The organism is Kitasatospora sp. NPDC058184 (genome assembly GCF_042883725.1).
Taxonomy (GTDB): Bacteria; Actinomycetota; Actinomycetes; order Streptomycetales; family Streptomycetaceae; genus Kitasatospora.
In genome coordinates, this window is record NZ_JBHVVE010000009.1 from 219,515 (window position 1) to 240,172 (window position 20,658).

At 74.1% G+C, this 20,658-nt stretch carries 19 protein-coding genes; 15 read left to right on the forward strand and 4 right to left on the reverse strand.

Going from position 1 to position 20,658, the window contains the following annotated elements:
• Nucleotides 1–38 precede the first annotated feature (38 nt).
• Genes ACFVXH_RS19250 through ACFVXH_RS19260 form a run of 3 tightly spaced genes read right to left on the reverse strand, consistent with a single transcriptional unit; the run spans nucleotide 39 to nucleotide 1,511 of the window.
• The gene (locus tag ACFVXH_RS19250; RefSeq protein WP_387825289.1) at nucleotides 39–404 is read right to left on the reverse strand and encodes a VOC family protein; all 366 of its coding nucleotides are present in this window, start codon (nucleotides 402–404) and stop codon (nucleotides 39–41) included.
• A 25-nt stretch (nucleotides 405–429) separates the two neighbouring features.
• Nucleotides 430–651 carry a DUF397 domain-containing protein gene (locus ACFVXH_RS19255; protein ID WP_387825292.1) on the reverse strand — a complete coding sequence of 74 codons (222 nt, stop codon included), beginning with the start codon at nucleotides 649–651 and terminating at the stop codon, nucleotides 430–432.
• The gene (locus tag ACFVXH_RS19260) at nucleotides 648–1,511 is read right to left on the reverse strand and encodes a helix-turn-helix transcriptional regulator (protein ID WP_074002712.1); all 864 of its coding nucleotides are present in this window, start codon (nucleotides 1,509–1,511) and stop codon (nucleotides 648–650) included. The genes ACFVXH_RS19255 and ACFVXH_RS19260 overlap by 4 nt, the downstream gene beginning before the upstream one ends.
• A gap of 295 nt (nucleotides 1,512–1,806) precedes the next feature.
• Here ACFVXH_RS19260 and ACFVXH_RS19265 point away from each other — a divergent pair, with 295 nt between their 5' ends.
• The 3 genes from ACFVXH_RS19265 to ACFVXH_RS19275 all read left to right on the forward strand — a co-directional run bounded on the left by ACFVXH_RS19265 (nucleotide 1,807) and on the right by ACFVXH_RS19275 (nucleotide 3,455).
• Nucleotides 1,807–2,175 carry an ATP-binding protein gene (locus ACFVXH_RS19265; protein ID WP_387825295.1) on the forward strand — a complete coding sequence of 123 codons (369 nt, stop codon included), beginning with the start codon at nucleotides 1,807–1,809 and terminating at the stop codon, nucleotides 2,173–2,175.
• The gene (locus tag ACFVXH_RS19270) at nucleotides 2,172–2,435 is read left to right on the forward strand and encodes a hypothetical protein (RefSeq protein WP_117485911.1); all 264 of its coding nucleotides are present in this window, start codon (nucleotides 2,172–2,174) and stop codon (nucleotides 2,433–2,435) included. The genes ACFVXH_RS19265 and ACFVXH_RS19270 overlap by 4 nt, the downstream gene beginning before the upstream one ends.
• 411 nt (nucleotides 2,436–2,846) lie before the next feature.
• A complete protein-coding gene (locus tag ACFVXH_RS19275; protein WP_387825298.1) occupies nucleotides 2,847–3,455 on the forward strand; it encodes an SMI1/KNR4 family protein in 609 nt (202 codons plus the stop codon).
• 146 nt (nucleotides 3,456–3,601) lie between these two features.
• Here the strand turns inward: ACFVXH_RS19275 and ACFVXH_RS19280 are convergent, their stop codons facing one another.
• Nucleotides 3,602–4,537 carry an alpha/beta hydrolase gene (locus ACFVXH_RS19280; RefSeq protein ID WP_387825301.1) on the reverse strand — a complete coding sequence of 312 codons (936 nt, stop codon included), beginning with the start codon at nucleotides 4,535–4,537 and terminating at the stop codon, nucleotides 3,602–3,604.
• Between the two features lie 70 nt (nucleotides 4,538–4,607).
• On the opposite strand from ACFVXH_RS19280, the gene ACFVXH_RS19285 reads away from it, so the two are divergent.
• The 12 genes from ACFVXH_RS19285 (at nucleotide 4,608) to ACFVXH_RS19340 (ending at nucleotide 20,632) form a co-directional block, all read left to right on the forward strand.
• On the forward strand, nucleotides 4,608–5,084 hold the full coding sequence (locus tag ACFVXH_RS19285) for a MarR family winged helix-turn-helix transcriptional regulator (protein WP_387825303.1): 477 nt from the start codon (nucleotides 4,608–4,610) through the stop codon (nucleotides 5,082–5,084).
• A gap of 90 nt (nucleotides 5,085–5,174) precedes the next feature.
• Nucleotides 5,175–5,705, forward strand: a complete 531-nt coding sequence (locus tag ACFVXH_RS19290) for a GNAT family N-acetyltransferase (protein WP_074002706.1) — start codon at nucleotides 5,175–5,177, stop codon at nucleotides 5,703–5,705.
• Between the two features lie 44 nt (nucleotides 5,706–5,749).
• On the forward strand, nucleotides 5,750–7,441 hold the full coding sequence (locus ACFVXH_RS19295; RefSeq protein ID WP_387825307.1) for a DUF885 domain-containing protein: 1,692 nt from the start codon (nucleotides 5,750–5,752) through the stop codon (nucleotides 7,439–7,441).
• 184 nt (nucleotides 7,442–7,625) lie between these two features.
• Nucleotides 7,626–10,886, forward strand: coding sequence for a CARDB domain-containing protein (locus ACFVXH_RS19300; RefSeq protein ID WP_387825648.1), 3,261 nt, complete (start codon nucleotides 7,626–7,628; stop codon nucleotides 10,884–10,886).
• A complete protein-coding gene (locus tag ACFVXH_RS19305) occupies nucleotides 10,883–11,593 on the forward strand; it encodes a DUF4255 domain-containing protein (protein WP_074002704.1) in 711 nt (236 codons plus the stop codon). The genes ACFVXH_RS19300 and ACFVXH_RS19305 overlap by 4 nt, the downstream gene beginning before the upstream one ends.
• Entirely contained in the window at nucleotides 11,590–13,704 is a 2,115-nt protein-coding gene (locus ACFVXH_RS19310; RefSeq protein WP_387825309.1) for an ATP-binding protein, read from the forward strand. Before ACFVXH_RS19305 ends, ACFVXH_RS19310 begins: the two co-directional genes overlap by 4 nt.
• 199 nt (nucleotides 13,705–13,903) lie before the next feature.
• Nucleotides 13,904–15,436, forward strand: a complete 1,533-nt coding sequence (locus tag ACFVXH_RS19315) for a phage tail sheath family protein (protein ID WP_380739038.1) — start codon at nucleotides 13,904–13,906, stop codon at nucleotides 15,434–15,436.
• 83 nt (nucleotides 15,437–15,519) lie between these two features.
• Complete coding sequence (locus tag ACFVXH_RS19320; protein WP_049660364.1) at nucleotides 15,520–15,960, forward strand: phage tail protein; 441 nt, start codon at nucleotides 15,520–15,522, stop codon at nucleotides 15,958–15,960.
• Complete coding sequence (locus ACFVXH_RS19325; protein WP_074002702.1) at nucleotides 15,957–16,442, forward strand: hypothetical protein; 486 nt, start codon at nucleotides 15,957–15,959, stop codon at nucleotides 16,440–16,442. Before ACFVXH_RS19320 ends, ACFVXH_RS19325 begins: the two co-directional genes overlap by 4 nt.
• The gene (locus tag ACFVXH_RS19330; RefSeq protein WP_380739042.1) at nucleotides 16,439–16,597 is read left to right on the forward strand and encodes a DUF6760 family protein; all 159 of its coding nucleotides are present in this window, start codon (nucleotides 16,439–16,441) and stop codon (nucleotides 16,595–16,597) included. Before ACFVXH_RS19325 ends, ACFVXH_RS19330 begins: the two co-directional genes overlap by 4 nt.
• 2,900 nt (nucleotides 16,598–19,497) lie before the next feature.
• A complete protein-coding gene (locus ACFVXH_RS19335) occupies nucleotides 19,498–20,103 on the forward strand; it encodes a hypothetical protein (protein WP_387825312.1) in 606 nt (201 codons plus the stop codon).
• Nucleotides 20,104–20,206: 103 nt separating this feature from the next.
• A complete protein-coding gene (locus tag ACFVXH_RS19340) occupies nucleotides 20,207–20,632 on the forward strand; it encodes a phage tail protein (protein WP_049657629.1) in 426 nt (141 codons plus the stop codon).
• Nucleotides 20,633–20,658 lie beyond the last annotated feature (26 nt).

Sequence of the window (20,658 nt, forward strand, 5' to 3'; positions counted from 1 at the left end):
CGCCCGGGCGGGCGGGGCACCGCGTGGAGCGGGGGAGTTCACGCGGGGGACATGACCTCGTAGAGGTTCCCGGCTTCGTCGGTGAAGTACAGCCCGCGAGGGCACAACGGGTGGTCGGTCCGGCCGTTGCCGGGCTCGCGGGGATCGTCGCCGAAAGGCACGTCGGCCTCGCGGAGCCGGGAGAGGATCCCGTCGAAGGAGGCCGGGTCCACGTCGAAGGCCAGATGATGGCCGACCGGGTCCTCGACGGTCATGAAGTCCAGGGTGAGGGAGTCGTTGACCCGCACCGGCGCGAAGTGCCGGTCGGCGCCCTGGTAGTCGAGGCCCATGACGGAGGAGAAGAAGCGGGCTGCCGCCTCGTTGTCGACGGCCGGAACGATGGTGTGGTTCAGGGATATGGGCATGTGAGCCTGCCTCTCTGTGGGGTGATCAGAGCAGCCCGAAGTCGAACTCGCCGGTGGCGACGGCGGCGAGGAAGGAGGAGTGGGCCGCGCGGTCGAAGGCCAGGGCGGGGCCGGAGGGGTTCTTCGAGTCACGGATGTAGGAGACCGGCTCACCCAGGGCGAACTCGACGCAGTTCGTGGACTCGTTGCTGTGTGATGACTTGCGCCAGACTGCGGCGATGGTGGCTGCGTTCGGGATGAACGTCATGTGAGCTTGTCTCTCTGTTCGATGATCAGGGCGAGGGAGTCGTCGAGGCCCAGAGCATCCGCTCGGATGGCGTCGAACTTCGCCGAGTACAGCGCCACATCGGCGGCGTCCTCGACCCAGAGGTCGTTCAACGCGCCCTCCACGAGGACGACGTCGAGATCCTGCCGTTGCGGAAATCCGAGGATGGAGAAGGCACCGCCCATGCCATGGTGCGCAGGTGCACCAATGGGCATCACCTGGATCTTGACGTTGGGCTGGCTTGCTCTGTCGGCGATCCTGGCGAGTTGCTCAGCCATGACCTTCGGCCCGCCGACTCCGGACCGGATTGCGGCTTCGTTTATCACTGCCCACAGCGCGAGCGGTTCGGCTCGGGTCAGCGCGCTCTGGCGTGCCATGCGGACATCGACGAGTGCCTCGACGTTGACTCCAGGGCGGAGAGTGAGCTTCCTGATGATCTCGCGCGCGTAGGCGGGAGTCTGAAGAAGACCTGGGATGAAGAAGCCTTCGTAGGAGCGCATCGATGAGGCGCTTGCCTCCAACGAGATGAGGTTGCCAAGCGGCTCCCCGATGTCAGCGCTGTAGCTTTGCCACCACATTCCGCGCTGTGCGCCACGCTTGGCCAGATCCACGAGCGCGTTGATCAACTCGTGGTCCTCGCACCGGTAGAGGGCGAGGAGTCGCTTGACGTCATCGACCTTGGTGGCACCCCGGCCGTTCTCAAGGCGGGACAGCTTCGGCTGGCTCATCCCGCTCAGCGCTTCGGTGACTTCCTCATGCGAGAGGCCGGCTTCCTCTCTCCGGCGGCGGAGTTCGGCCCCGAGTTGCCTCCGCCGAACCGTCGGACCTGTTGCTCCGCCCATCCCCGCCCTCTCTGAGCTTCAGTGGACCAGTCTGCCTTCCCGGCGGGCACGTTCGCCACCGGCTATGGCCACTGTAGGGGCCCTGCTGGGCGTTCGATTTGAATATATCCAAAACATCATGACGAGTTGCCAAACACAGACGCCTGGCCCCATGCTGTGTGTGACGGGCTGCACACTGACAGCAATTGCTGGATGCTTCGTCGTGTGCACACGTCGCGATCATGCTCCGGGTCGACTCTCCTGACTGATCATCGGTCGCTCGGAGTCATCTCTCGACTCCCATGGAGGTTTCTTCGTGTCTCCCCTTGGACTCCCCCCTGACTGGTCGGCCGCGCGCGAAGAGTTGCGCGAGCTCACGGCGCGCGCCGGGTGGGACGCCGACCTGGTCGCCGATGCCGAGGTCGCGCTCCTCGAACTGTTCGTCAATGCGTGGCGCCACGGCGGCAGTGCGGCGCCGCTCGTCGTCATCGCGCTGATCGACCACGTGCTCCGGGTCTCCGTCAGCGACGGGAACCCCATCGCTCCGATCCAGCGCGACGGTTCCGACCTCCTCGCGGTCTCCGGCCGGGGCCTGCGCCTCGTCCGCTCCCTCACCGACCGGTTCGGTACGGAGCCCCGGAAGTCCGGCAAGTCCTGCTGGTTCGAGCTGGACGCCGCCGCGTGACCGCCGACCACCGCCGCCCGACCGGGCCGGCCGACGCGATCATGCGCACCTACACCGAGCCGGAGGTCGCCTCCCTGCTCGACGAACTCCACGAGCGGGGCCGCAAGTTCGGCCTCCTCTGGCCCGGTGCGGCCACGGACCACGTGGGAGTCGACGGCCGCGTCTCGGTCCGCTTCGGCATGGCTCCCGCCAGTACTGTCCTCAACCTCCTCGCGATCCTCCGGCACTACGAGAGGACCGAAGCCCCGTGCGACTCCTGATCGATCTCGCCCTTCCCCTTCTCCTGCTCCTCGCCATCGCCGTCGTCGGCCTCGGCGCGGTCGCCGTCCTGCGGATGCCCCACCGCCCGGATGAACGCGCCGCAAGTCCCAGCCCAGGCCGAGACCGCCAACCGGTGGCCTGAAGCCCCACTCGCCCATGCCGCCCGGCCGGACCCGCCGGGCGGCATGGGCGTGCGCACAGGAAGTCGGCCCGGCCGACTTCCTGCGCATGGTGCTGCTCGGGCCGAACTCGGAATGCCGGTCGTCCAGTTGTCGTGAGGCCCAGCCGGTAGGTTCTCGGATCCTGTGCCAGTTCTCAGGCGCGATGTCATCCGACCGGTCGAACTGACACGGGATTGAGAATCACTGTCCACAGCAGGTAGTTTGCGGAGGACAGAGAGAAGAGTTCACATGGACTCCCGGATCGCCCGTATCCGACGCAAGCTCGCCAAGGTGCCCTATGCCGCGCTGCGAAGCTACTCCTTCGGTGAAGAGAAGCACGGGTTCCGCCTCAAACCCCCGTTGCCGGACGCGAAGGTCGCCGAGTTCGAGGCCGACCGCCACATCGAACTGCCCGACCCCTACCGAAGCTTCCTGACCATGCTGGGCGGGGGCGGGGCATCGCCTTTCTATGGCCTGCTGCCTTTGCAGTCATGTCGGCTCTTCACGATGGACCCCCACGGGGAGCCCGGCCGCCCTCGGGGGTTCACGTTCGCCGGTGGCCCATCTCACCGAAGTGACCTGTTCCTGCACATCATCGAGGCGGGGTGCTCCGACCTGGTGCTTCTCGGCATCACAGGTCCCCTGGCGGGCCGCGTCGTCACCGGAAACGCTGACGGCTTCTGGGGCCCCAACGTCTCGTCGGCCACGGACTTCCTGGCCTGGTACGAACGCTGGCTCGACCACATGCTCGCCGGGCGCGACAACCGCACCCTGGAACTGACCTCACCCGCCCTGAGGGCGCCGGTCGACCGCATCGAGAGGCGGCACCGCGATCGCGAGGATCTGTCACAACTGTGAGAATCCGAAGCTGCGCCATCCGGCTGAGACCGGGGACGGAGTCACAGGTCGCATGGTTGCCCGTATGACACGGAGGCCGAGAACCGTCACAACCATGACGGCCGGGCCGGGTCGCGACCGCCGTACGGACCGGAGGGATCCGAGCTCTACTGGGCCGACCCGGCCGCGGTGCCGGGATTCTGGACGTGCTGCTTGAGGAAGAGGGCCGCGCGGTCCAGTGCCCGGTCGGCCTCGTCGAGCACGCCGGCGAAGGACTGGAACACGTGGGGTACGTCGGCGGTGATGTCGAGGACCACGTCCACTCCGGCCGCGCGGGCGCGGGCGGCCATGCGGGTGGAGTCGTCCAGGAGCAGTTCGTTGGTGCCCGCCTGGAGGAGCATCGGCGGGAAGCCCGTCAGGTCGGCGAGGACAGCGGGGCTGAGCAGGGGCTGGTGCGGGTCGGCTCCCGCGAGGTACATGGCCCCGGTGTGTTCGAGGTTCTCGCGGGTGAAGATCGGGTCGATGCCCGCCTTGGTGTCCATGCTCTCGCCCGTCCTGGTGGCGTCGAGGCCGGGGGAGAAGGCCACGATCGCGGCGGGCAGCGGGAGGCCGGCGTCGCGGGCGGCGAGGCAGGTGGTGACGCTGAGGCCGCCCCCGGCGGAGTCCCCGGCGAACGCGATGCTTGCCGGGTCCTCGCCGCTGTCGAGGAGGGCGCGGTAGGCGCCCAGCGCGTCCTCGATCGCGGCCGGGAACGGGTGCTCGGGGGCGAGCCGGTAGTCCAGCGAGTACGCCCTGAACCCGGTCCTGGCCACGAGGTTCCCCGTCAGCGACATCGCCGTCTCGGGGGAGCCGAACACCCAGCCGCCGCCGTGGAAGTACAGGATCGTCCCGGTGCGTGTCCCCTCGCCCAGCCCGTCGCCCGGCTCGACGTACAGCGCCGGCCGGTCGCCGAGCGTCGTCCGCGTGGTGCGAAGGCCGTCCGGGACGATCATCCGGGCCATCAGCGCTTCGAATCCGACCCGGATCTCCTCGACCGACCGGGGGCCGTCGGGTCGGGGCTGCCGCAGCATCGCGTCGACCTGTGCGCGCTGTTCCTTGCTCATGGTGGCTGCTCCTGTCGCAAGTGGCTTCTTCGGCACTATATGCCGAGGCATCTAACGTAGACTATATGCCATGGCATCCAAAGTGACCGGCGAGACGGTCGACCTCCCGAGCTTCTTCGCCGACCTCGTCCGATGCGAGACGCGCCTGTACAACGCCCTCAACGACCGTCTCCGCGACCGGCACGGGATCGTCACGTCCCAGTTCGAGTTCCTGCGCCACCTCCGCGACCACCCCCGGGCCCGGGTGGCGGACCTGGCGGCCGAGTTCGCCGTCGGCATCGGGTCCACCAGCAAGGGCGTCGACCGCCTGGAGCGGCAGGGCTGGGTCGCCCGCGTGCCGAACCCCTCGGACCGCCGGTCGTCACTGCTGGAACTGACCGACGACGGGCGGGAGTTGGTCGACGCGGCGGAAGGGACCTTCACCGAGCGCCTGGCCGAGCTGACCGCGGACGCACTCAAGACGTCCCCTGTGGCGGCCGCCGCGCAGGCCCTCGCGGAGCTGCGTTCCGCCCTGGAGCGCGACCAGGTCGGCATGCCCACGGGCTGAGGCCGTCGACCGGCCCGGGTGCGGTGAGGGGCGGTGCCCGGTCGGGAAAATCACTGGCCGCCGCTTGCCGACGGTGGTCATACTGCCGCGATGGATCCAGTGACGCTTGAGACCGACCGTCTGCTGCTCCGGGCCTTCACGCCCGCCGACGTGGACGCGGTGTACGAGGCCTGCCAGGACAAGGACATCCAGTTCTTCACCCCGGTGCCGGTGCCCTACCGGCGTGCCGACGCGGAGCACCTGGTCGGCGAGCGGCTGCCCGCCCAGTGGGCGGAGGACAAGGACTACACCCTCGGCGCGTTCCGCAAGGACACCGGAGCCCTGGCCGGCCTGTACGGCCTGAGCCTCAGGCGGCGCGGCGTCTGGGAGCTCGGCTACTGGGCGGTCAAGGAGCAGCGCGGGCGCGGGTACTCGGTGGAGGCCGCCCGGGCCCTGTGCGACTGGGGCTGGGCCACGATCGACGTGCACCGCATCGAGTGGTGGGCCATGGTCGGGAACACCGGCTCGCGTGCCGTCGCCGAGAAGCTCGGCTTCACCGTCGAGGGGACCCTGCGCAACCGTGACTACGCCAACGACGGCCAGCCGCACGACTGGTGGGTGGGCGGGCTGCTGAGGCCCTGACACCCGGGCGGCGGTGTGTTCTGACGGTGCGCCAGGATGGCCGTATGGCAGATGAAAAGATCACCCCGCGCACCATCGCCGACCACCACCTCGACCAGGTGGCCGCACACGACCCGCTGGAGGCCGCCTGGTTGGGCCTGCACCCCGGCGACGAACGGCAGCCGGACCTCTCCCCGGAAGGGTTCGAGGCACTCGCCGACATCGCCCGGCGCACCCTCCGTACGCTCGACACCGCACCCGTCACCGAGGACCCCGCCGACCGGGCCTGCGCCCGGCTGCTGCGGGAGCGCCTCACCGCCGAACTCGCCCTGCACGACGCGGGCGAGAACTTCCGCCAGCTGCGCAACATCGGCGCGCACGTGCACCACGTGCGGGAGATCTTCACCTACATGCCGACCGTCACCGACGAGGACTGGGCGGCCGTGGCCGGGCGGCTGCGCAACGTGCCCGCCGCGCTCGACGGCTACCGGGCGACGCTCACCGAGGGGATGGCCCGGGGCCTGTTCGCCGCGCCCCGCCAGGCGGCCGTGGTGATCGACCAGCTCACCGCCTGGACCGGCGAGGCCACCGACCAGCGGGCGGGCACCGGAGCCGGGTGGTTCGCCGACTTCGTCGCCCCCGGCCCCGACCGGCTGCGCGGCGACCTGGACGCGGCCGCCGGCCAGGCCACCGCCGCCGTCGCCGAGTTCCGCAGCTGGCTGCGCGACAGCTACGCCCCCGCCACCGCCGACACCCCGGACGCCGTCGGCCGGGACCGCTACCGGCTCGCCGTGCGCCACCACACCGGCGCCGACGTCGACCTGGACGAGGCCTACGCCTGGGCCTGGAGTGAGTTCCACCGGACGGCCGCCGAGATGCGGGCCGAGGCGGGGCGCGTGCTGCCCGGGGCGGGCGCCCTCGACGCCATGGACCACCTGGAGCGGCACGGCCACCGGGTCGCGGGTGAGGAGGGGATCCGCGACTGGCTTCAGCAGAAGATGGACGGGGCGATCGAGGCCCTCGACGGCACCCACTTCGACATCTCCGGACCGGTGCGGAAGGTGGAGTCCCGGATCGCCCCCGCCGGAAGCGCCGCGGCACCGTACTACTCCGGCCCCAGCCTGGACTTCAGCCGGCCCGGCCGCACCTACCTGCCCACGCTCGGCCGGGACGCGTTCCCGACCTGGCAGCTCGTCAGCATCTGGTACCACGAGGGCGTCCCCGGCCACCACCTGCAGCTCGCCCAGTGGGTCGCCGTCGCCGACCGGCTGAGCCGCTACCAGAGCACGCTGGGCATGGTCAGCGCCAACGTCGAGGGCTGGGCCCTGTACGCCGAGCGCCTCATGGACGACCTGGGCTTCCTCACCGACCCCGCCCACCGCCTCGGCTTCCTCGACGAGCAGATGCTGCGCACCATCCGGGTGATCATCGACATCGGCATGCACCTGGGCCTGCCGATCCCCGCCGACTCGGGCTTCCACCCCGGCGAGCGCTGGACCCCGGAGCTCGCCACCGAGTTCATGGCCACCTACAACGGCAGCCCCGCCGACATGCGCGGCAGCGAGATCGCCCGCTACCTCGGCTGGCCCGGGCAGGCCATCGGCTACAAGCTCGGCGAGCGCGCCTGGCTGGAGGGGCGGGAAGCCGCTCGCCGCCGGCAGGGCGCGGCCTTCGACCTCAAGGCCTGGCACATGAAGGCGCTGTCGCTGGGCTCGCTCGGCCTCGACGACCTGGTCGACCACCTCGCCGCACTGTAGGCCGGCGGCGGAGGCCCGCACGGGAAGTCGGCCCGGCCGACTTCCCGTGCACGGCGCCGGCGGTCTGCCCTTTGGGGACAGGAGGTGCTTCCCCCGCCGAGGGTGCCCGGGCTCTGTCCCCGGGCGCCCGGGCCCGGGAGACTGCGGGGGAGACCGCCCCTGCAACCTGTGAGGTCGAGCCGTGATCGGCGCCACCGCCTCTCCCCGCTCCGCCCGGCGGCCGGCCCGGGCCGCCCTCGCGGCGCTGCTCGCGCTCGCGACGGCCCTGGTGACCCTGGCCGGCGCCGCCCCCGGCGGGCAGGGCGCCGCCGCGGCCCCGGCGGCCGCGGTCGACCCGGCGGCCGGGCGGATCGTCTTCGCCGGCACCGACCACCGCGGCCTCGGCCGGGTGACCGGCATGACGGACAGCGCCCCGCTGTTCGGGCCCGGCCCGATCCACTTCGACCGGGACCCGTCCGCCCGCGGCGGCGAACTCGTCTTCACCAGCCTGCGGGACGGCCCGCTGCCCCAGGTGTACCTGCGCGACGCGGCCGGCGCGGTGCACCGGCTCACCACCGGGATGGACACCGCCCACCCCGCGCTCGCCCCCGACGGCAAGGGCGTCGTCTTCGAGGCCCTGGAGCCCCGTGCCGGGGACGCCGGCCCCCGGCACGTCCTGTGGGCCGTCAACCGGGACGGCAGCGGGCTGCGCCGGATCACCGAGGGCGCGGCCGACGAGACCCACCCGACGGTCTCGCCCGACGGCAAGTGGATCGCGTACTCCTGCGACGGCGAACCGTCGCACCGTCAGATCTACCTGCGGCCGTTCGAGGGCGGCGCGCCCGTCAAGGTCACCAGCGTGACCAGCGGGGACGCCGTCGACCCGGCCTGGAACCCGGTGAACGACGACGCCCACCGCAACGAGATCGTCTACACCCGGGACGAGGGCGCCCAGGGCCGCACCCTGGTCCTCACCTCGCCCACCGGCGGCGAGAAGGCCTTCTTCCCCGGCACCGGCTCCACCTGGAAGACCGGCTCGGCCGGCTGGCTGGCCGACGGCAGCGGGGTGCTCTTCCTCAGCGCCGACCTGCTCGACCCCAACGACCCGACCCCGCAGCCCGACCCGTCCCGGCCGCCGGTGGTGAACCTCTACCGGGCGCTGACCTGCAACTGCGAAGCGCCGAAGGTGCTCTACCGCGCCAACCGGCTGATCGCCACGCCGACCTGGCTGGGCACCCAGAACGAGGGCGGCCCCGTCGTCGAGCAGACCAGCGCCTCCGGCGCCAACGTCGCCGACGTCGAGGACGTCCTCCCCGACGGCTCCGACCCGCGCGACCTCGGCATCAGCGTCCTCCGCGAGGACCCGGCCGCCGCCGACAACACCAGCACCGACCCGGGCGACGACCCGCTGTTCCACCCCCGCCCCGGCTTCGACCCCTGGTACGAGCGCCAGACCTACACGCCCGACGGCCGCCGGATCGTGGTCACCCGCTACGAGGACGGTCCGGCCGGACGGATCCAGCGGATCTGGACCGCCGACGGCGACGGCGCCGACCCGCAGCCGATGAACCTCGCCGGACGCGGCCCGAACGACCGCGACACCGACCCGTCGATCTCCCCGGACGGCCGGCTGATCGTGTTCAGCCGCAGCACCCCGGCCACCGGCCAGGACCCGGCCCGGCCCGGGCGGGTGCTGGTCGCCGAGGTCGCCACCGGGAAGATCGTCGGCACCGTCCAGCCGCCGGCCGGCCAGCAGGGCGCCTCCGACGGCCAGCCGTTCTGGTCCCCCGACGGCAAGCTGATCGCCTTCTCCCGGACGGCGGTGGTCAACGGGAACGCCGGCAACCTGCACGTCTGGACCGTCACCGCCGACGACCTCACCCGGCAGACCGACCTCAGCCGGACGGCCTGCCCGGGCAACTGCGACGTCATCGACGACAGCCCCGCCTTCGCCCCCGACGGCCGCCGCATCGCCTTCAACCGCAAGGCCGGTGACGGCGGGAACAACCAGCAGGACGGCGTCGTCGTCACCTCGCCGACCGGCGAGGGCTGCACGGTGGTCGTGCCCACCGGGCTCGGCCAGGGCGCCTGCACCCGGCCGCTGCCCGACCGCCCCACCACCGGGCCCTTCCAGCCCCGCGACGTCGCCTGGACGGCGAACAGCGCGCAGCTGGTCCTGACGTCCCGCCGCGCCGCGCCGCCGAGCTCACCGGAGGGGCTCAAGGTCTACGACTTCGCCAGCGCGAAGCTCACCGAGCTCGACTGGCGGCTGCCGGGCCGCCAGAAGGAGCCGGCCGTCCAGCAGTCCGTCGACCTGGCGGTCAGCGTGCCCGAGCGGACCCCGGCCGTCCCCGTCGACGGCAGCACCGAGGTGACCGTCACCGTCACCAACAAGGGCCCCGCGCCCTCACCCGGCACCGCCCTCACCGTCTCGGTGCCGACCGGCGCCCGGCTCGACAAGCTGACCACCCCGACCGGGACGTGCGACGCGGCCGCCCTGCGCTGCGAACTCGGCACCCTGACCCCGCGCCAGGTGGTCCGGATCAAGGCCACCCTGGTCGGCACCCGGCCCGGCGTCCCGGACTTCGGCTGGACCGTCACCGGGACGGTCGTCGACCCGTACCCCGACGACGACTCCGCCCGGACCTTCCTGCCGGTGCTGGAACCGTCGACCCCCTCGCCGAGCCCGAGCCCGACCCCCTCGCCGACCGCGACGCCCACCCCGACACCCACACCGACCCCGACGCCCACACCCACCCCGACCGCCACACCCAGCCCCGCACCGCCGCCGCCCCCGGCCCCCGCCCCGGCACCGCCGCCGCAGGCCGGCCCCGACATCACCGTCGGCGCCCAGCCCAACCCCGGCTACGTCGGCGGCCACGTGACCGTCAGCTACACCGTGCGCAACACCGGCCAGGCCCGCGCCACCGGACTGCGCCTCACCCTCGGCCTGCCCGCCGGCGTGCCCACCGGGGCCCTGCCCCCCGGCTGCCGCAACGGCACCTGCACGGTGAGCGACCTGGCCCCGGGCCGCAGCGCGGTCGTCCGGGTGGTGCTCTCACCCGTCGCGGCGCTGGACACCACCATCACCGCCGAGCTCACCACCACCGGCACCGACGCCACCCCCGGACCGCACCGGGCGAGCACCCCGCTGCGCATCCTCCAGCCCCGCATCGTCGCGGTGCCGCCGATCGGCAAGCCCGGCTTCGTCACCTCGGTGCGCGGCGTGGACTTCCCGCCCGGCGCACCCGTCCGGTTCACCTGGCAGCCCGGCATCACCGCCGCGGCCGCCCCCACCCGACCGAAGGGCGACGGGACCTTCGCCGGCCAGCTGCTCATCCTCCCCAAGGACGAGACCGGGCCGCGCACCATCACCGCCGAAGGCCCCGGATTCTCCCCGGTGACCTGCCCCTTCCTCGTCGTCGAGGGCAGCATCGGCCCGCCCGGAGAGGTGGAGCGCCGGTGATCCACGAAGTCGACGAGGCGCTGCGGCAGCTGCTCGCCGAGACCGGGCTGCCCGAACGAGGCATCGAAGTCGTCTTCGACGCCCCCACCCGGGACTTCGCCGCCCGGCGCAACGCCCCCACCGTCAGCGTCTTCCTGTACGGGCTCCGCGAGGACACCGGCCGCCGACAGGCCGGCACCGTCGCGGAGCACGACGCGGACGGCCTGGTGACCGGCCACCGTCCCGCGCCCCGCTGGTTCGAACTGGCCTACCTGGTCACCGCCTGGACCAACCGGCCGCAGGACGAACACCGGCTGCTCGCCGAGGTGCTGCAGTGCCTGACCGCCACCGATACGCTGCCCGCCCGGCTGCTCACCGGCACGCTCGCCGAACTCGGACTGACCGTCGGACTGGACATCGCGGGGCGCGACACCGGCCTGCCGTCGGTGTCCGACGTCTGGTCCTCGCTCGGCGGGGAGCTGCGGCCCTCCGTCGACCTTCGGGTGCTCGCCCCGCTGCCCGGCGGACGCACCCCGGCCGGACCGCCCGTCACCGAGGGGCTGGTGCTGCGCGCCGGCGACACCACCCCGGCGGGCCCGCCGCCCGCCGACGGCCCGGGCCGCCGACTGCGCTACCAGGACGCCACCGACCCCGGTCCTGACGGCTTCGCCGCGCCCCGGGACCGCGGGCTGCCGCCCGGCCGCCGGCCGAGGGGCAGGGCGCGATGAGCGTGGACCTGGACGAGGGGCAGGACGCTGTGAGTGTCGACCTGGACGAGGCGGTCGACGGTGCGCCGCCCGGCCACGACCACCTCTGGGAGCGGCTGCACCGGGTCGAGCAGCGGGTCCGCGCCGCGGTGCGCGAACGCCGCGCCGACGACCCGGACCCGGACGACCCGTACCGCGGCCAGTACCTCGGCCCGGACGCGGTGGAGCGCATCCTGGCGGCCTCCGCCACCGTGCACCGCGCCGCCGCGGACCCCGGCGACGGGCCCGCGCCGCCGCCCGGCTCCCGGCTCGGACGGCTCACCGCCGCCTTCGGCCTGCTCCCGGTGGACCTCGACCTGCTGCTGGTGGCGCTCGCCCCCGACCTCGACTCCCGCTTCGAACAGCTCTACGGCTACCTCAACGACGACCTGACCCGCCGCCGGGCGACCATCGGCCTGGCCCTCGACCTGTGCGGACTGCCCGGGGCCGGCGCCGGCCGCTTCCGGTTCTCCGCCCGGTCCCCGCTGGTCGCCGGCGGCCTGCTGGAGATCACCGAGCCGGACCGCCCGCTGCTCTCCCGCACCCTGCGCGTCCCGGACCGGGTGACGGCCCACCTGCTCGGCGACGACGAGCCGGACGGCGCGCTCGCCGGGCTCGCCCACCGCGCCGGTCCTGGGCCCCGCCTCCAACGGCCGGACGAGCGGCTGCGCGCGCTGGCCGCCGACGGCGGACTGGTGCACCTGCTGGACCGGGGCGGGCACGCCGGCCCGCTCGCGGTGGCCGCCCTCGCGGCCGACGGCCCGCCGCCCCTGGTGGTCGACGCCGCCGCGCTCGCCGCCCGCCGGCCGGAGGGCACCGTCCGGGTGCTCGCCCGCGAGGCGCGGCTGGGCGGGGGCGGCGTGGTGCTCGGACCGCTGGACCGGCTCGAACCCGAACGGCCCGAGCGGGCCGCGCTGTTGCGCGAGCTCTGCGCGGAACTCGACGGCGTCCCGCTGGTCGTGCACGGCCCCCAGGTCTGGGATCCGGCCTGGGCGGCGCGGAGCCCCGTGGTGGTCACCGTCCCGCCGCCGGAGGAGCACGACCGCGCCGGGCAGTGGGCCCAGGCGCTGGGCGGGCAGCCGGGCGGCGAGCTGAGCGAGGACCTGGCCGAGGCCGTCGCCGCGTACCGGCTGGACCAGGAGCAGGTGGCGCGCGCGGCCTCGGTGGCGGCCCGGACGGCGGCCGCCGAACACCGCCCGGTGCGGGCCGAGGACCTGCGGACGGCGGTGCGGGCGCAGAACGGCGCGGGCCTGGCCCGGCTCGCCCGCCGGATCGAACCCGCGGTCGGCTGGTCCGACCTGGTGCTGCCCGCCCCCACCGCGGGCCGGCTGCGCGAACTCGTGTTGCGGGCCCGGCACCGCGACCAGGTGCTCGGGAGCTGGCGGATGCGCCCGGGCGGCGGCCGGGGCAACGGGGTGGTCGCCCTGTTCGCCGGGGAGTCCGGCACCGGCAAGACGATGTCCGCCGAGGTGGTCGCCGCCGAACTCGGCATGGAGCTGTACGTGGTGGACCTCGCCACCGTGGTGGACAAGTACATCGGCGAGACCGAGAAGAACCTGGAACGCATCTTCACCGAGGCCGCGCAGGTCAACGGCGTCCTGCTGTTCGACGAGGCCGACGCGCTGTTCGGCAAGCGCTCGGAGGTCAAGGACGCCCGCGACCGCCACGCCAACGTGGAGACGGCCTACCTGCTCCAGCGGATGGAGTCCTTCGACGGGATCGCGGTGCTGACGTCCAACCTGCGGGCCAACCTCGACGAGGCGTTCACCCGCCGACTGGACGTCATCGCGGAGTTCCCGCTCCCGGACGAGGCGCAGCGGCGCCGGCTCTGGGACCGCTGCCTGGGACCGCTGGTGCCCCGCGGCGACGACCTCGACCTGGACTACTGCGCCCGGAACTTCGAGCTCACCGGCGGCTCCATCCGGGCCTGCGCGGTCTCCGCGGCCTACCTGGCCGCCGGGACGGGTGCCCCGCTGGGCATGGCGCAGCTGGTCTCCGCGGTGGTCGGCGAGTACCGCAAGCTCGGCCGGCTGGTGCTGGCGAGCGAGTTCGGGCCGTGGCTGGGCGTCCTCGGCGACGCCGGGCACGGCTGAGCGCCTCCCGCGTGGCCGGTCGGCACGGCCGAGCACTCCCGGGTCGGCCGAGGCCGGTGGGTACGTACGGCGGTGTCCGCCGGGGGCAGCGGCATTGCCCCCGGTCCGGCACCTGGGGACATGTCCCCGGGTGCCGCCCGGGCAGCAGACTCGGGGGCGAATGACCGGCGAAAATGCAGGGCCAGCCGAAGGAGCGCGTATGCCGTCGTACCTCACCCCGGGCGTGTACGTGGAGGAGGTCCAGTCCGGTGCCCGGCCGATCGAGGGCGTCGGCACGGCCGTCGCCGCGTTCGTCGGCTTCGCCGAGACCGGCCCCTTCCACGAGCCCACACTGGTGACCAACTGGGACCAGTACGTCCAGCGGTTCGGCGGTTTCACCGAGGGCACCTACCTGGCCCACTCGGTGTACGGCTTCTTCGCCAACGGCGGCGGCTCCGCCTACGTCGTGCGGGTCGGCGACCCGGCCCGGCGGACGCCCGGCGCCGCCCCCGCCGTCACCGCGGCCCCGCCCGTCGAGATCGCCGGCTTCCTCTTCTCCGCCCTGCCTGGCGCGGGCGGCGAGGTGTCCGTCGAGGTCGTCGACGCGGAGGGCGAGAACGTCCCCGACGACCGGTTCCGGCTGCTGGTGCGCCGGGGCGCCGAGGTCGTCGAGACGTACGACGTCTCGACCCGCAAGAGCACCAAGGGCTACGTCGTCACCCAGCTGCGCGAGTCGAAGCTGGTCGCCGTCGCCGAACAGCCCGGCACCGCGCCGAGCCGCCCCGAGCGCCGCGGCCACGCCCTGGCCGCCGCGCCCGCGCCCGCCGCGGCCCCGACCGGCCGGCTCGACCCCGCCGAGTACGTCGGCGACGCCGCCGCCCGGACCGGCTTCGGCGGCCTGGAGGCGATCGACGAGATCACCATGGTCGCGGTCCCCGACCTGATGAGCGCCTACCAGCGCGGCGACCTCGACGACGAGGGCCTGCGCACCGTCCAGCTGGCGGTGATGTCGCACTGCGAGCAGATGGGCGACCGGATCGCCGTCCTGGACCCGCCGCCCGGCCTCAACGCCCAGCGGATGCGCACCTGGCGCAACGACGAGGCGGGCTTCGACTCCCGCTACGCCGCGCTCTACTACCCGTGGATCAAGGTGTTCGACCCGGCGAGCGGCCGCAACGTGCTGGTCCCGCCGAGCGGCCACGTCGCCGGGGTGTGGGCCCGCAGCGACGCCGAGCGTGGCGTGCACAAGGCGCCCGCCAACGAGGTCATCCGCGGCGCGGTGGACCTGGAGCTGCGCCTCAGCAAGGGCGAGCAGGACCTGCTGAACCCGATCGGCGTCAACTGCGTCCGGGCGTTCCCCGGGCGCGGCATCCGGATCTGGGGCGCTCGCACCCTCTCCTCCGACCCGGCGTGGCGCTACCTGAACGTCCGCCGGCTGTTCAACTACCTGGAGGAGTCCATCCTCCTGGGGACCCAGTGGGTGGTCTTCGAGCCCAACGACGACCGGCTGTGGTCCAGCATCCGCCGGAACATCACCGCGTTCCTCACCGAGGAGTGGCGGCGCGGGGCCCTGTTCGGCCAGACCGCGGCCGAGGCCTTCTACGTCAAGTGCGACCGCGACAACAACCCGCCGGAGTCCATCGACCTCGGCCAGGTGATCTGCGAGATCGGCGTCTCCCCGGTGAAGCCCGCGGAGTTCGTGGTGTTCCGGCTGTCCCAGTTCTCCGACAGCACGAGCCTCGTCAACGAATGACCGGCCGGCTCGGTCGGCACCACCCCTCCGTGCCGCTCCTCGGCACCCTCGGCACCCCTCGCATCGGAAGGTGACACAGACCCATGGCTGAAGGCGATCCGCTCTCCACACACATATTTGGCGTCCAACTCGGCGGCTACAACGTCGAGTCCGTCAAGGAGATCAGCAACCTGACGGTCGAACAGGACGTCGTCGAGTACAAGCAGGTGACCCAAGAGGGCAAACTGATCGTCCGCAAGCAGCCCGGCGCCCGGCTCCCCGGCGAGGTGACCATCACCCGCGGCCTGGACAAGAGCGGCGCGTTCACGGACTGGATCAAGGAGACCCTCAACAACGGGGCGATCAACACCGCGCGGCAGAACCTCACCATCGAGGTCAAGGACACCACCGGTGCCACCCTGCGGCGCATCCAGCTCCTCAACGCCTGGGCCAGCCGCTGGGAGGGCCCGACCCTCAGCGCCGGCGAGTCCAGCGCCGCCACCGAGACCGTGACCATCGTGTTCGAGGAGATCTCGGTCGAGTGAGGCGCAAGATCGGCCTGGAGGAGCTGCTGGAACGGGCTCCGGCCCCCCAGAACACCGCGCCGCAGCAGCAGGCCCCGGCGGCAGCGGCGGCGGCGCAGCCCCGGGGGCGGGTGCCGCACACCGAGTTCGAGTTCGAGCTGCCGATCGGGTACGTGGACGACGACGGCACCGTGCACCGGCACGGCGCCATGCGCCTGGCCACCGCCCGTGACGAGCTGATGCCGCAGATCGACCTGCGGGTCAAGGAGAACCCGGCGTACCTCAGCGTGGTGCTGCTCAGCCACGTGATCACCCGGCTCGGCGACCTCACCGACGTGCACGCCGGGATCGTCGAGCGGATGTACGCCACCGACGTGGCCTTCCTCCAGGACCTCTACCAGCGGATCAACAGCGAAGGCCACACGCGCGCCGCGGTGACCTGCCCGCACTGCGACGGCGCCTTCGAGGTCGACCTCGCCGGTGGGCGCCTGGGGGAATCGTGACGTACGCGCCTGCTCGGCTGTACGAGGAGATCGCGTACATCGCCTACCACTTCCACTGGCAGCGGGAGGACATCCTCGAACTGACCCACCGCGAACGCGGGCAGTGGGTCAGGGAGATCGCCCGGCTCAACACCCGCATCAGCGAAGGCGGGTGAGCCGGGTGGGGCTTCGGGACTGGATCGGTCGGCGTCGGGGCGGCGGCGACGCCGCTGTCGGCGACGGCGGTGCTGACGGCGCGCCCGGTGGTACGGGCGAGGTCGTTCAGCGACGCCGGGCGGCCGGGGACGGGGGCTGGCGCGCGGTCGCGCCGCTGGTCCCGACCCTGGCCGGGCCGGGCCACGGCGTCAGCGACGGCCTGAGGTTCCGATCCCGGCTCAGCGCGTGGCAGGACCCCTCGCTCTGCGGGCCGCTCGGCCACGCGGTCCTCCCGACCGCGCCGGCCGGCATCCTGCGGGCGGTGGCGGGGCCGGGCTCTCCGGCGCCCGTCCGCACGGGCGGGGACGAGCTCGTCGTGCCGGTCCTCCCGAGGGGGTCCGGGGCGGAAGAGCCCGTGGAGAGCGGGGAGTCGGCGGCGGCCCGGCAGGCCCGGCCGGTCCAGCGGTCCGTCCGGCTGCGGCGGCTTCCGGTGCGCTCGGGGCCGCGTCCGGCACGTACGGGCAAGGCCGACGGCGGTGCGCCGGGGCCTGCGGCGACGGCGGCCGGGGCGGCGGAGCACGGTGAGCCGAAGTCCGGTGGGGTGCGGGGGAGTTCACCTCGTCCTGCGGTGTCGGCGAATGATGCCGGGACGCCCGGTGGGTCGGCTCCTGCCGGGGTGACGCCCGCTGCGGGCGCCGCCTCCTCGCGTCCCTACGGGGCCGAGCGTCCGGTCCGTCCGCGTTCCGTCAGCGCACCGTTGACCGTCGCGCGGCGCCCCCGGGCCCTGCCCGTGCGCCCGGTGACGGCCCTCCCGGGGGCGGTCGGCAGGCGGGACACCGCCGCCGAGCCGCCGAGCCGGGCCACGGAGGCGCCGCCGCCACTCGCGGAGGCGACGGCCGCACCCGCCGACGGCTCGCGGCCGTCCGCGAACCCCGAGGCTGTCGTACGGACGTCGCCGGGTGCGGGAGCCGCCGCTGTGCCCGAACGGGGCGCGGGGGTGGTCCAGCGCGCCGCCGTGTCGGGCAGTGGCGCGGCCGCCCGCCCGGTCCTCGGCGCGCCCCTGACCGCGCTGCCCGCCAGCGCCTCGCCCCTGGCCACCGGCGGCCCCCGGGCCGTTGGCGCTCCTTCGGGTGCGCCGGCCATGCCCGTCGTCTCCGCCGCCGACCCGGGGCCCACCGGCTCCGAGGCGGGCGGGACCGATGGTGCCCGGCCGTCCGGCGGCGGGGGCCGTGACGCCGCCACCACCCCCGCCCGCCGTGCCCGTACGGCCTCCGGGTCGGGGAACTCGGCACCGGCGCGGCCCGACCGTGGGTCCGCCGGGGGCGCACCTGTCCAGCGCACACCGTCCGGGAACAGCACGCCCGCACCCTCGTCGTCGCCGACCCCGGGTCGTGCCGCGTCGGATCGGTCCGGTCCGGCCTCCGCCCGTAGCGGCCGGACTGTCGAGGGTGCGCCGGTCCAGCGCGCTACGTCCTCGCCGACTCCCGAACGTGCCGCGCCTGCCCAGTCCGGTCCGGTTCCCGCCCACAGGAGTGGGACCGTCGAGGGTGCGTCCGTCCAGCGTGCGACGCCCTCGCCTGCGCCGTCAGCACCGGCTCCCGGTCGTGCCGCGTCGGCGCAGCCTGACCCGACCTCCACCCGTCGGGGCGGGACCGTCGAGGGCACCACGTCCGCGCCGTCAGCGTCGACCCAACCCGACTCGGCCGCCGCCCACAGGAGTGGGACCGTCGAGGGTGCGTCCGTCCAGCGTGCGACGTCCTCGCCCGCGCCGTCCGCGCCGACCCAGCCCGACCCGGCCCCTGCCCGGACGCGCGGGGGCCTGGGCGCGCCGCTCGACGCGCTGCCGCCGACGGCGGCCGTGGCGGGGGGCGCCGCTCCCTTGCTCGGCGGGCGCCGACCGGTCCAGCGGATCATGGCCCCGACCGTGGGCCAGGCCGTCCCTGCCGGCACCTCGCCGGTGGCCGGTGAGGGGCTGCCCGTGCAGCGCGCCGTCAGGCAGCCCGGCGACAGCCCGGCGGAGCCCAACTCCCCGTCCCGGAGCGGTGATGGCGGACGATCGGCGGGTTCGACCAGTCCGGCCGCCGGCGCCCACGGTGCGCACCCGCGGGGGGAGCACAGCCATCGCGGACCGGCCGCCGGACGCCCGGTGGCCTCCGACACCCCGCAGGGGACGACGGGCACCTCCGCCGCCTCGCCGTCGGGCGGTGGCCCGGAGCGGCGGCCGGGTACCTCCGCGCAGCCGGTCGTCCCCGGCGCCCGGCCCCGCCCTGCGGGCGCCGCGCCCGCCGACGGCAGCGGTCCGGTGGTTCCCGTGACGGTTCCCGCACGTCCGGCTCCCGGCGGTCTGGGCGTGCAACGCGCCGTCCGACTCATCGGCCAGCGGCGCGGGTTGCTCGGCGACCGTCGGATGACGGTCGCCCTCGCCACTCCGCCGGCGCCGCCCGCGACCGGCACCTCCGCGCCCACCGGCGCGGGCACGGGGCCCGCCAAGCCCGTGGTCCCGGCCGTCTGGCCCAACGCGCTCGCCTCCCGTACGGACGGCGAGGCGGCGGCCGCGCCGGCCGCGGGTGCTCCGCGGCACGCGCGTGCGCAGGCGCGGCGTCCGTCGGGCACCGGGGACGGCAGCGGCACCGCCGCCAGGACGTCGGCCCCACAGGCGGGCCCGGCGAGGTTCGGCCCCCCGGCGCGGTTCAGCACCCCGGGGGCGGCCGTCTCCGATGCGGGGGCGTCGCGCGGGGTCGTGGCTGCCGTGCAACGCGCGTTCTCCCGGCGGTCGTCGGACCGGGCGGCGGAGCACCCGTCAGCGCAGGCAGGTACCGGCCCGACCGCAGCCGGACCCGCGAACCCGTCGTACGCCTTGCCCGACCGGCCCCGTGAGGTGGTCCCGAACCCGAGCGCCCCGGTGGTGCAGCATTCCGGCATGCCGACATCGGCAGGCCGCCCGAGCCCCGGCGCCCCCGGTGCGGCGTCCACGACGGCGGCGGCCGCCGCCCCACACCCGCCGGTCGTCCGGCTCAGGCCCGTGACGGCCGCGCCGGTCCAGCGCCTTCCGGCGACGTCCCGGCCCCCGCAGCCGTCCCCGGCGCAGCAGCCCGCCGTCCCGGCCGCCACCGTGTCCTCCGGCGCACCCGCGCTCGTCGTGTCACGGGCCCTGCCCACCGGGCACGCCACCACCGCCACCAGGGCCGCCAACGCCGCGTCCACCCCGCCCGCCCCGCCTTCGCCCGCCACGGCGCGGCTGTTGCAGCGGGTGGCCGAGCAGAACGGCCTGACCGGGGTGCCGCTGACCGCCGTACCGGCGCGTACGCCCACCACGGTGCAGCGCGCCGCACCGTCCTCGGCCGCCTCGACCGCCGCGACCACCCCGGGGAGCGTCCCCGGCGGACCGCCCGCCGCGTCGTCCGCCGACCCCGCCGACCTCGACGAACTGGCCCGGCGGCTGGTCGAACCGGTCGGCCGGCTGCTGCGCACCGAGTTGCGCAGGGGCCGGGAGCGCGGCGGCAAGCCGTACGACATGCGCCGCTGAGCGCGGAGCGGGAAACGCACACCAGAACGACACACACCAGCCGGACGGCCGCCAGCGGGCCGCGGCGACGTGACCGGAAGCAAGGGAGCAGGGAGCCGAACCGATGACCGACACCATCTTCGCGACCAGTGTGTTCTTCAGCCTGACCATCGGCGGCAACGACCTGGGTGAGTTCACCACCTGCTCGGGACTCGGCGCCCAGGTCGAGATCGAGCAGTACGCGGAGGGCGGCAACAACGGCTTCGCCTGGCAGCTGCCGGGCCGCATCACCTGGACGAACATCACGCTGACCCGGGCGGTCACCGCCGACACGACGAAGATCGCCCGCTGGCTGTCCGAGATCGTCCGCAAGGTCGAGCCGAAGGACGGCGAGATCGTGGCGCTGCGGCCGGACCTGAGCCGGATCGTCGGCTGGCAGGTGCTCGGGATCGTCCCGGTGCGCTGGGAGGGCCCGTCCTTCGACCCGGCCAACTCCCAGGCCGCGATGGAGACCCTGGAGATCGCCCACGCGGGCCTGCGCCCCTTCTGACCCCACCGCCCGCCTACCCGACCCCC

Coding starts and splice junctions, on each gene's coding strand:
- ACFVXH_RS19290 (WP_074002706.1), top strand. CDS start 5,175: ATGGATCCAGTGACGCTTGAGACCGACCGTCTGCTGCTCCGGGCCTTC.
- ACFVXH_RS19310 (WP_387825309.1), top strand. CDS start 11,590: ATGAGCGTGGACCTGGACGAGGGGCAGGACGCTGTGAGTGTCGACCTG.
- ACFVXH_RS19255 (WP_387825292.1), bottom strand. CDS start 651: ATGACGTTCATCCCGAACGCAGCCACCATCGCCGCAGTCTGGCGCAAG.
- ACFVXH_RS19315 (WP_380739038.1), top strand. CDS start 13,904: ATGCCGTCGTACCTCACCCCGGGCGTGTACGTGGAGGAGGTCCAGTCC.
- ACFVXH_RS19295 (WP_387825307.1), top strand. CDS start 5,750: ATGGCAGATGAAAAGATCACCCCGCGCACCATCGCCGACCACCACCTC.
- ACFVXH_RS19320 (WP_049660364.1), top strand. CDS start 15,520: ATGGCTGAAGGCGATCCGCTCTCCACACACATATTTGGCGTCCAACTC.
- ACFVXH_RS19335 (WP_387825312.1), top strand. CDS start 19,498: ATGCCGACATCGGCAGGCCGCCCGAGCCCCGGCGCCCCCGGTGCGGCG.
- ACFVXH_RS19340 (WP_049657629.1), top strand. CDS start 20,207: ATGACCGACACCATCTTCGCGACCAGTGTGTTCTTCAGCCTGACCATC.
- ACFVXH_RS19285 (WP_387825303.1), top strand. CDS start 4,608: ATGGCATCCAAAGTGACCGGCGAGACGGTCGACCTCCCGAGCTTCTTC.
- ACFVXH_RS19260 (WP_074002712.1), bottom strand. CDS start 1,511: ATGGGCGGAGCAACAGGTCCGACGGTTCGGCGGAGGCAACTCGGGGCC.
- ACFVXH_RS19280 (WP_387825301.1), bottom strand. CDS start 4,537: ATGAGCAAGGAACAGCGCGCACAGGTCGACGCGATGCTGCGGCAGCCC.
- ACFVXH_RS19275 (WP_387825298.1), top strand. CDS start 2,847: ATGGACTCCCGGATCGCCCGTATCCGACGCAAGCTCGCCAAGGTGCCC.
- ACFVXH_RS19250 (WP_387825289.1), bottom strand. CDS start 404: ATGCCCATATCCCTGAACCACACCATCGTTCCGGCCGTCGACAACGAG.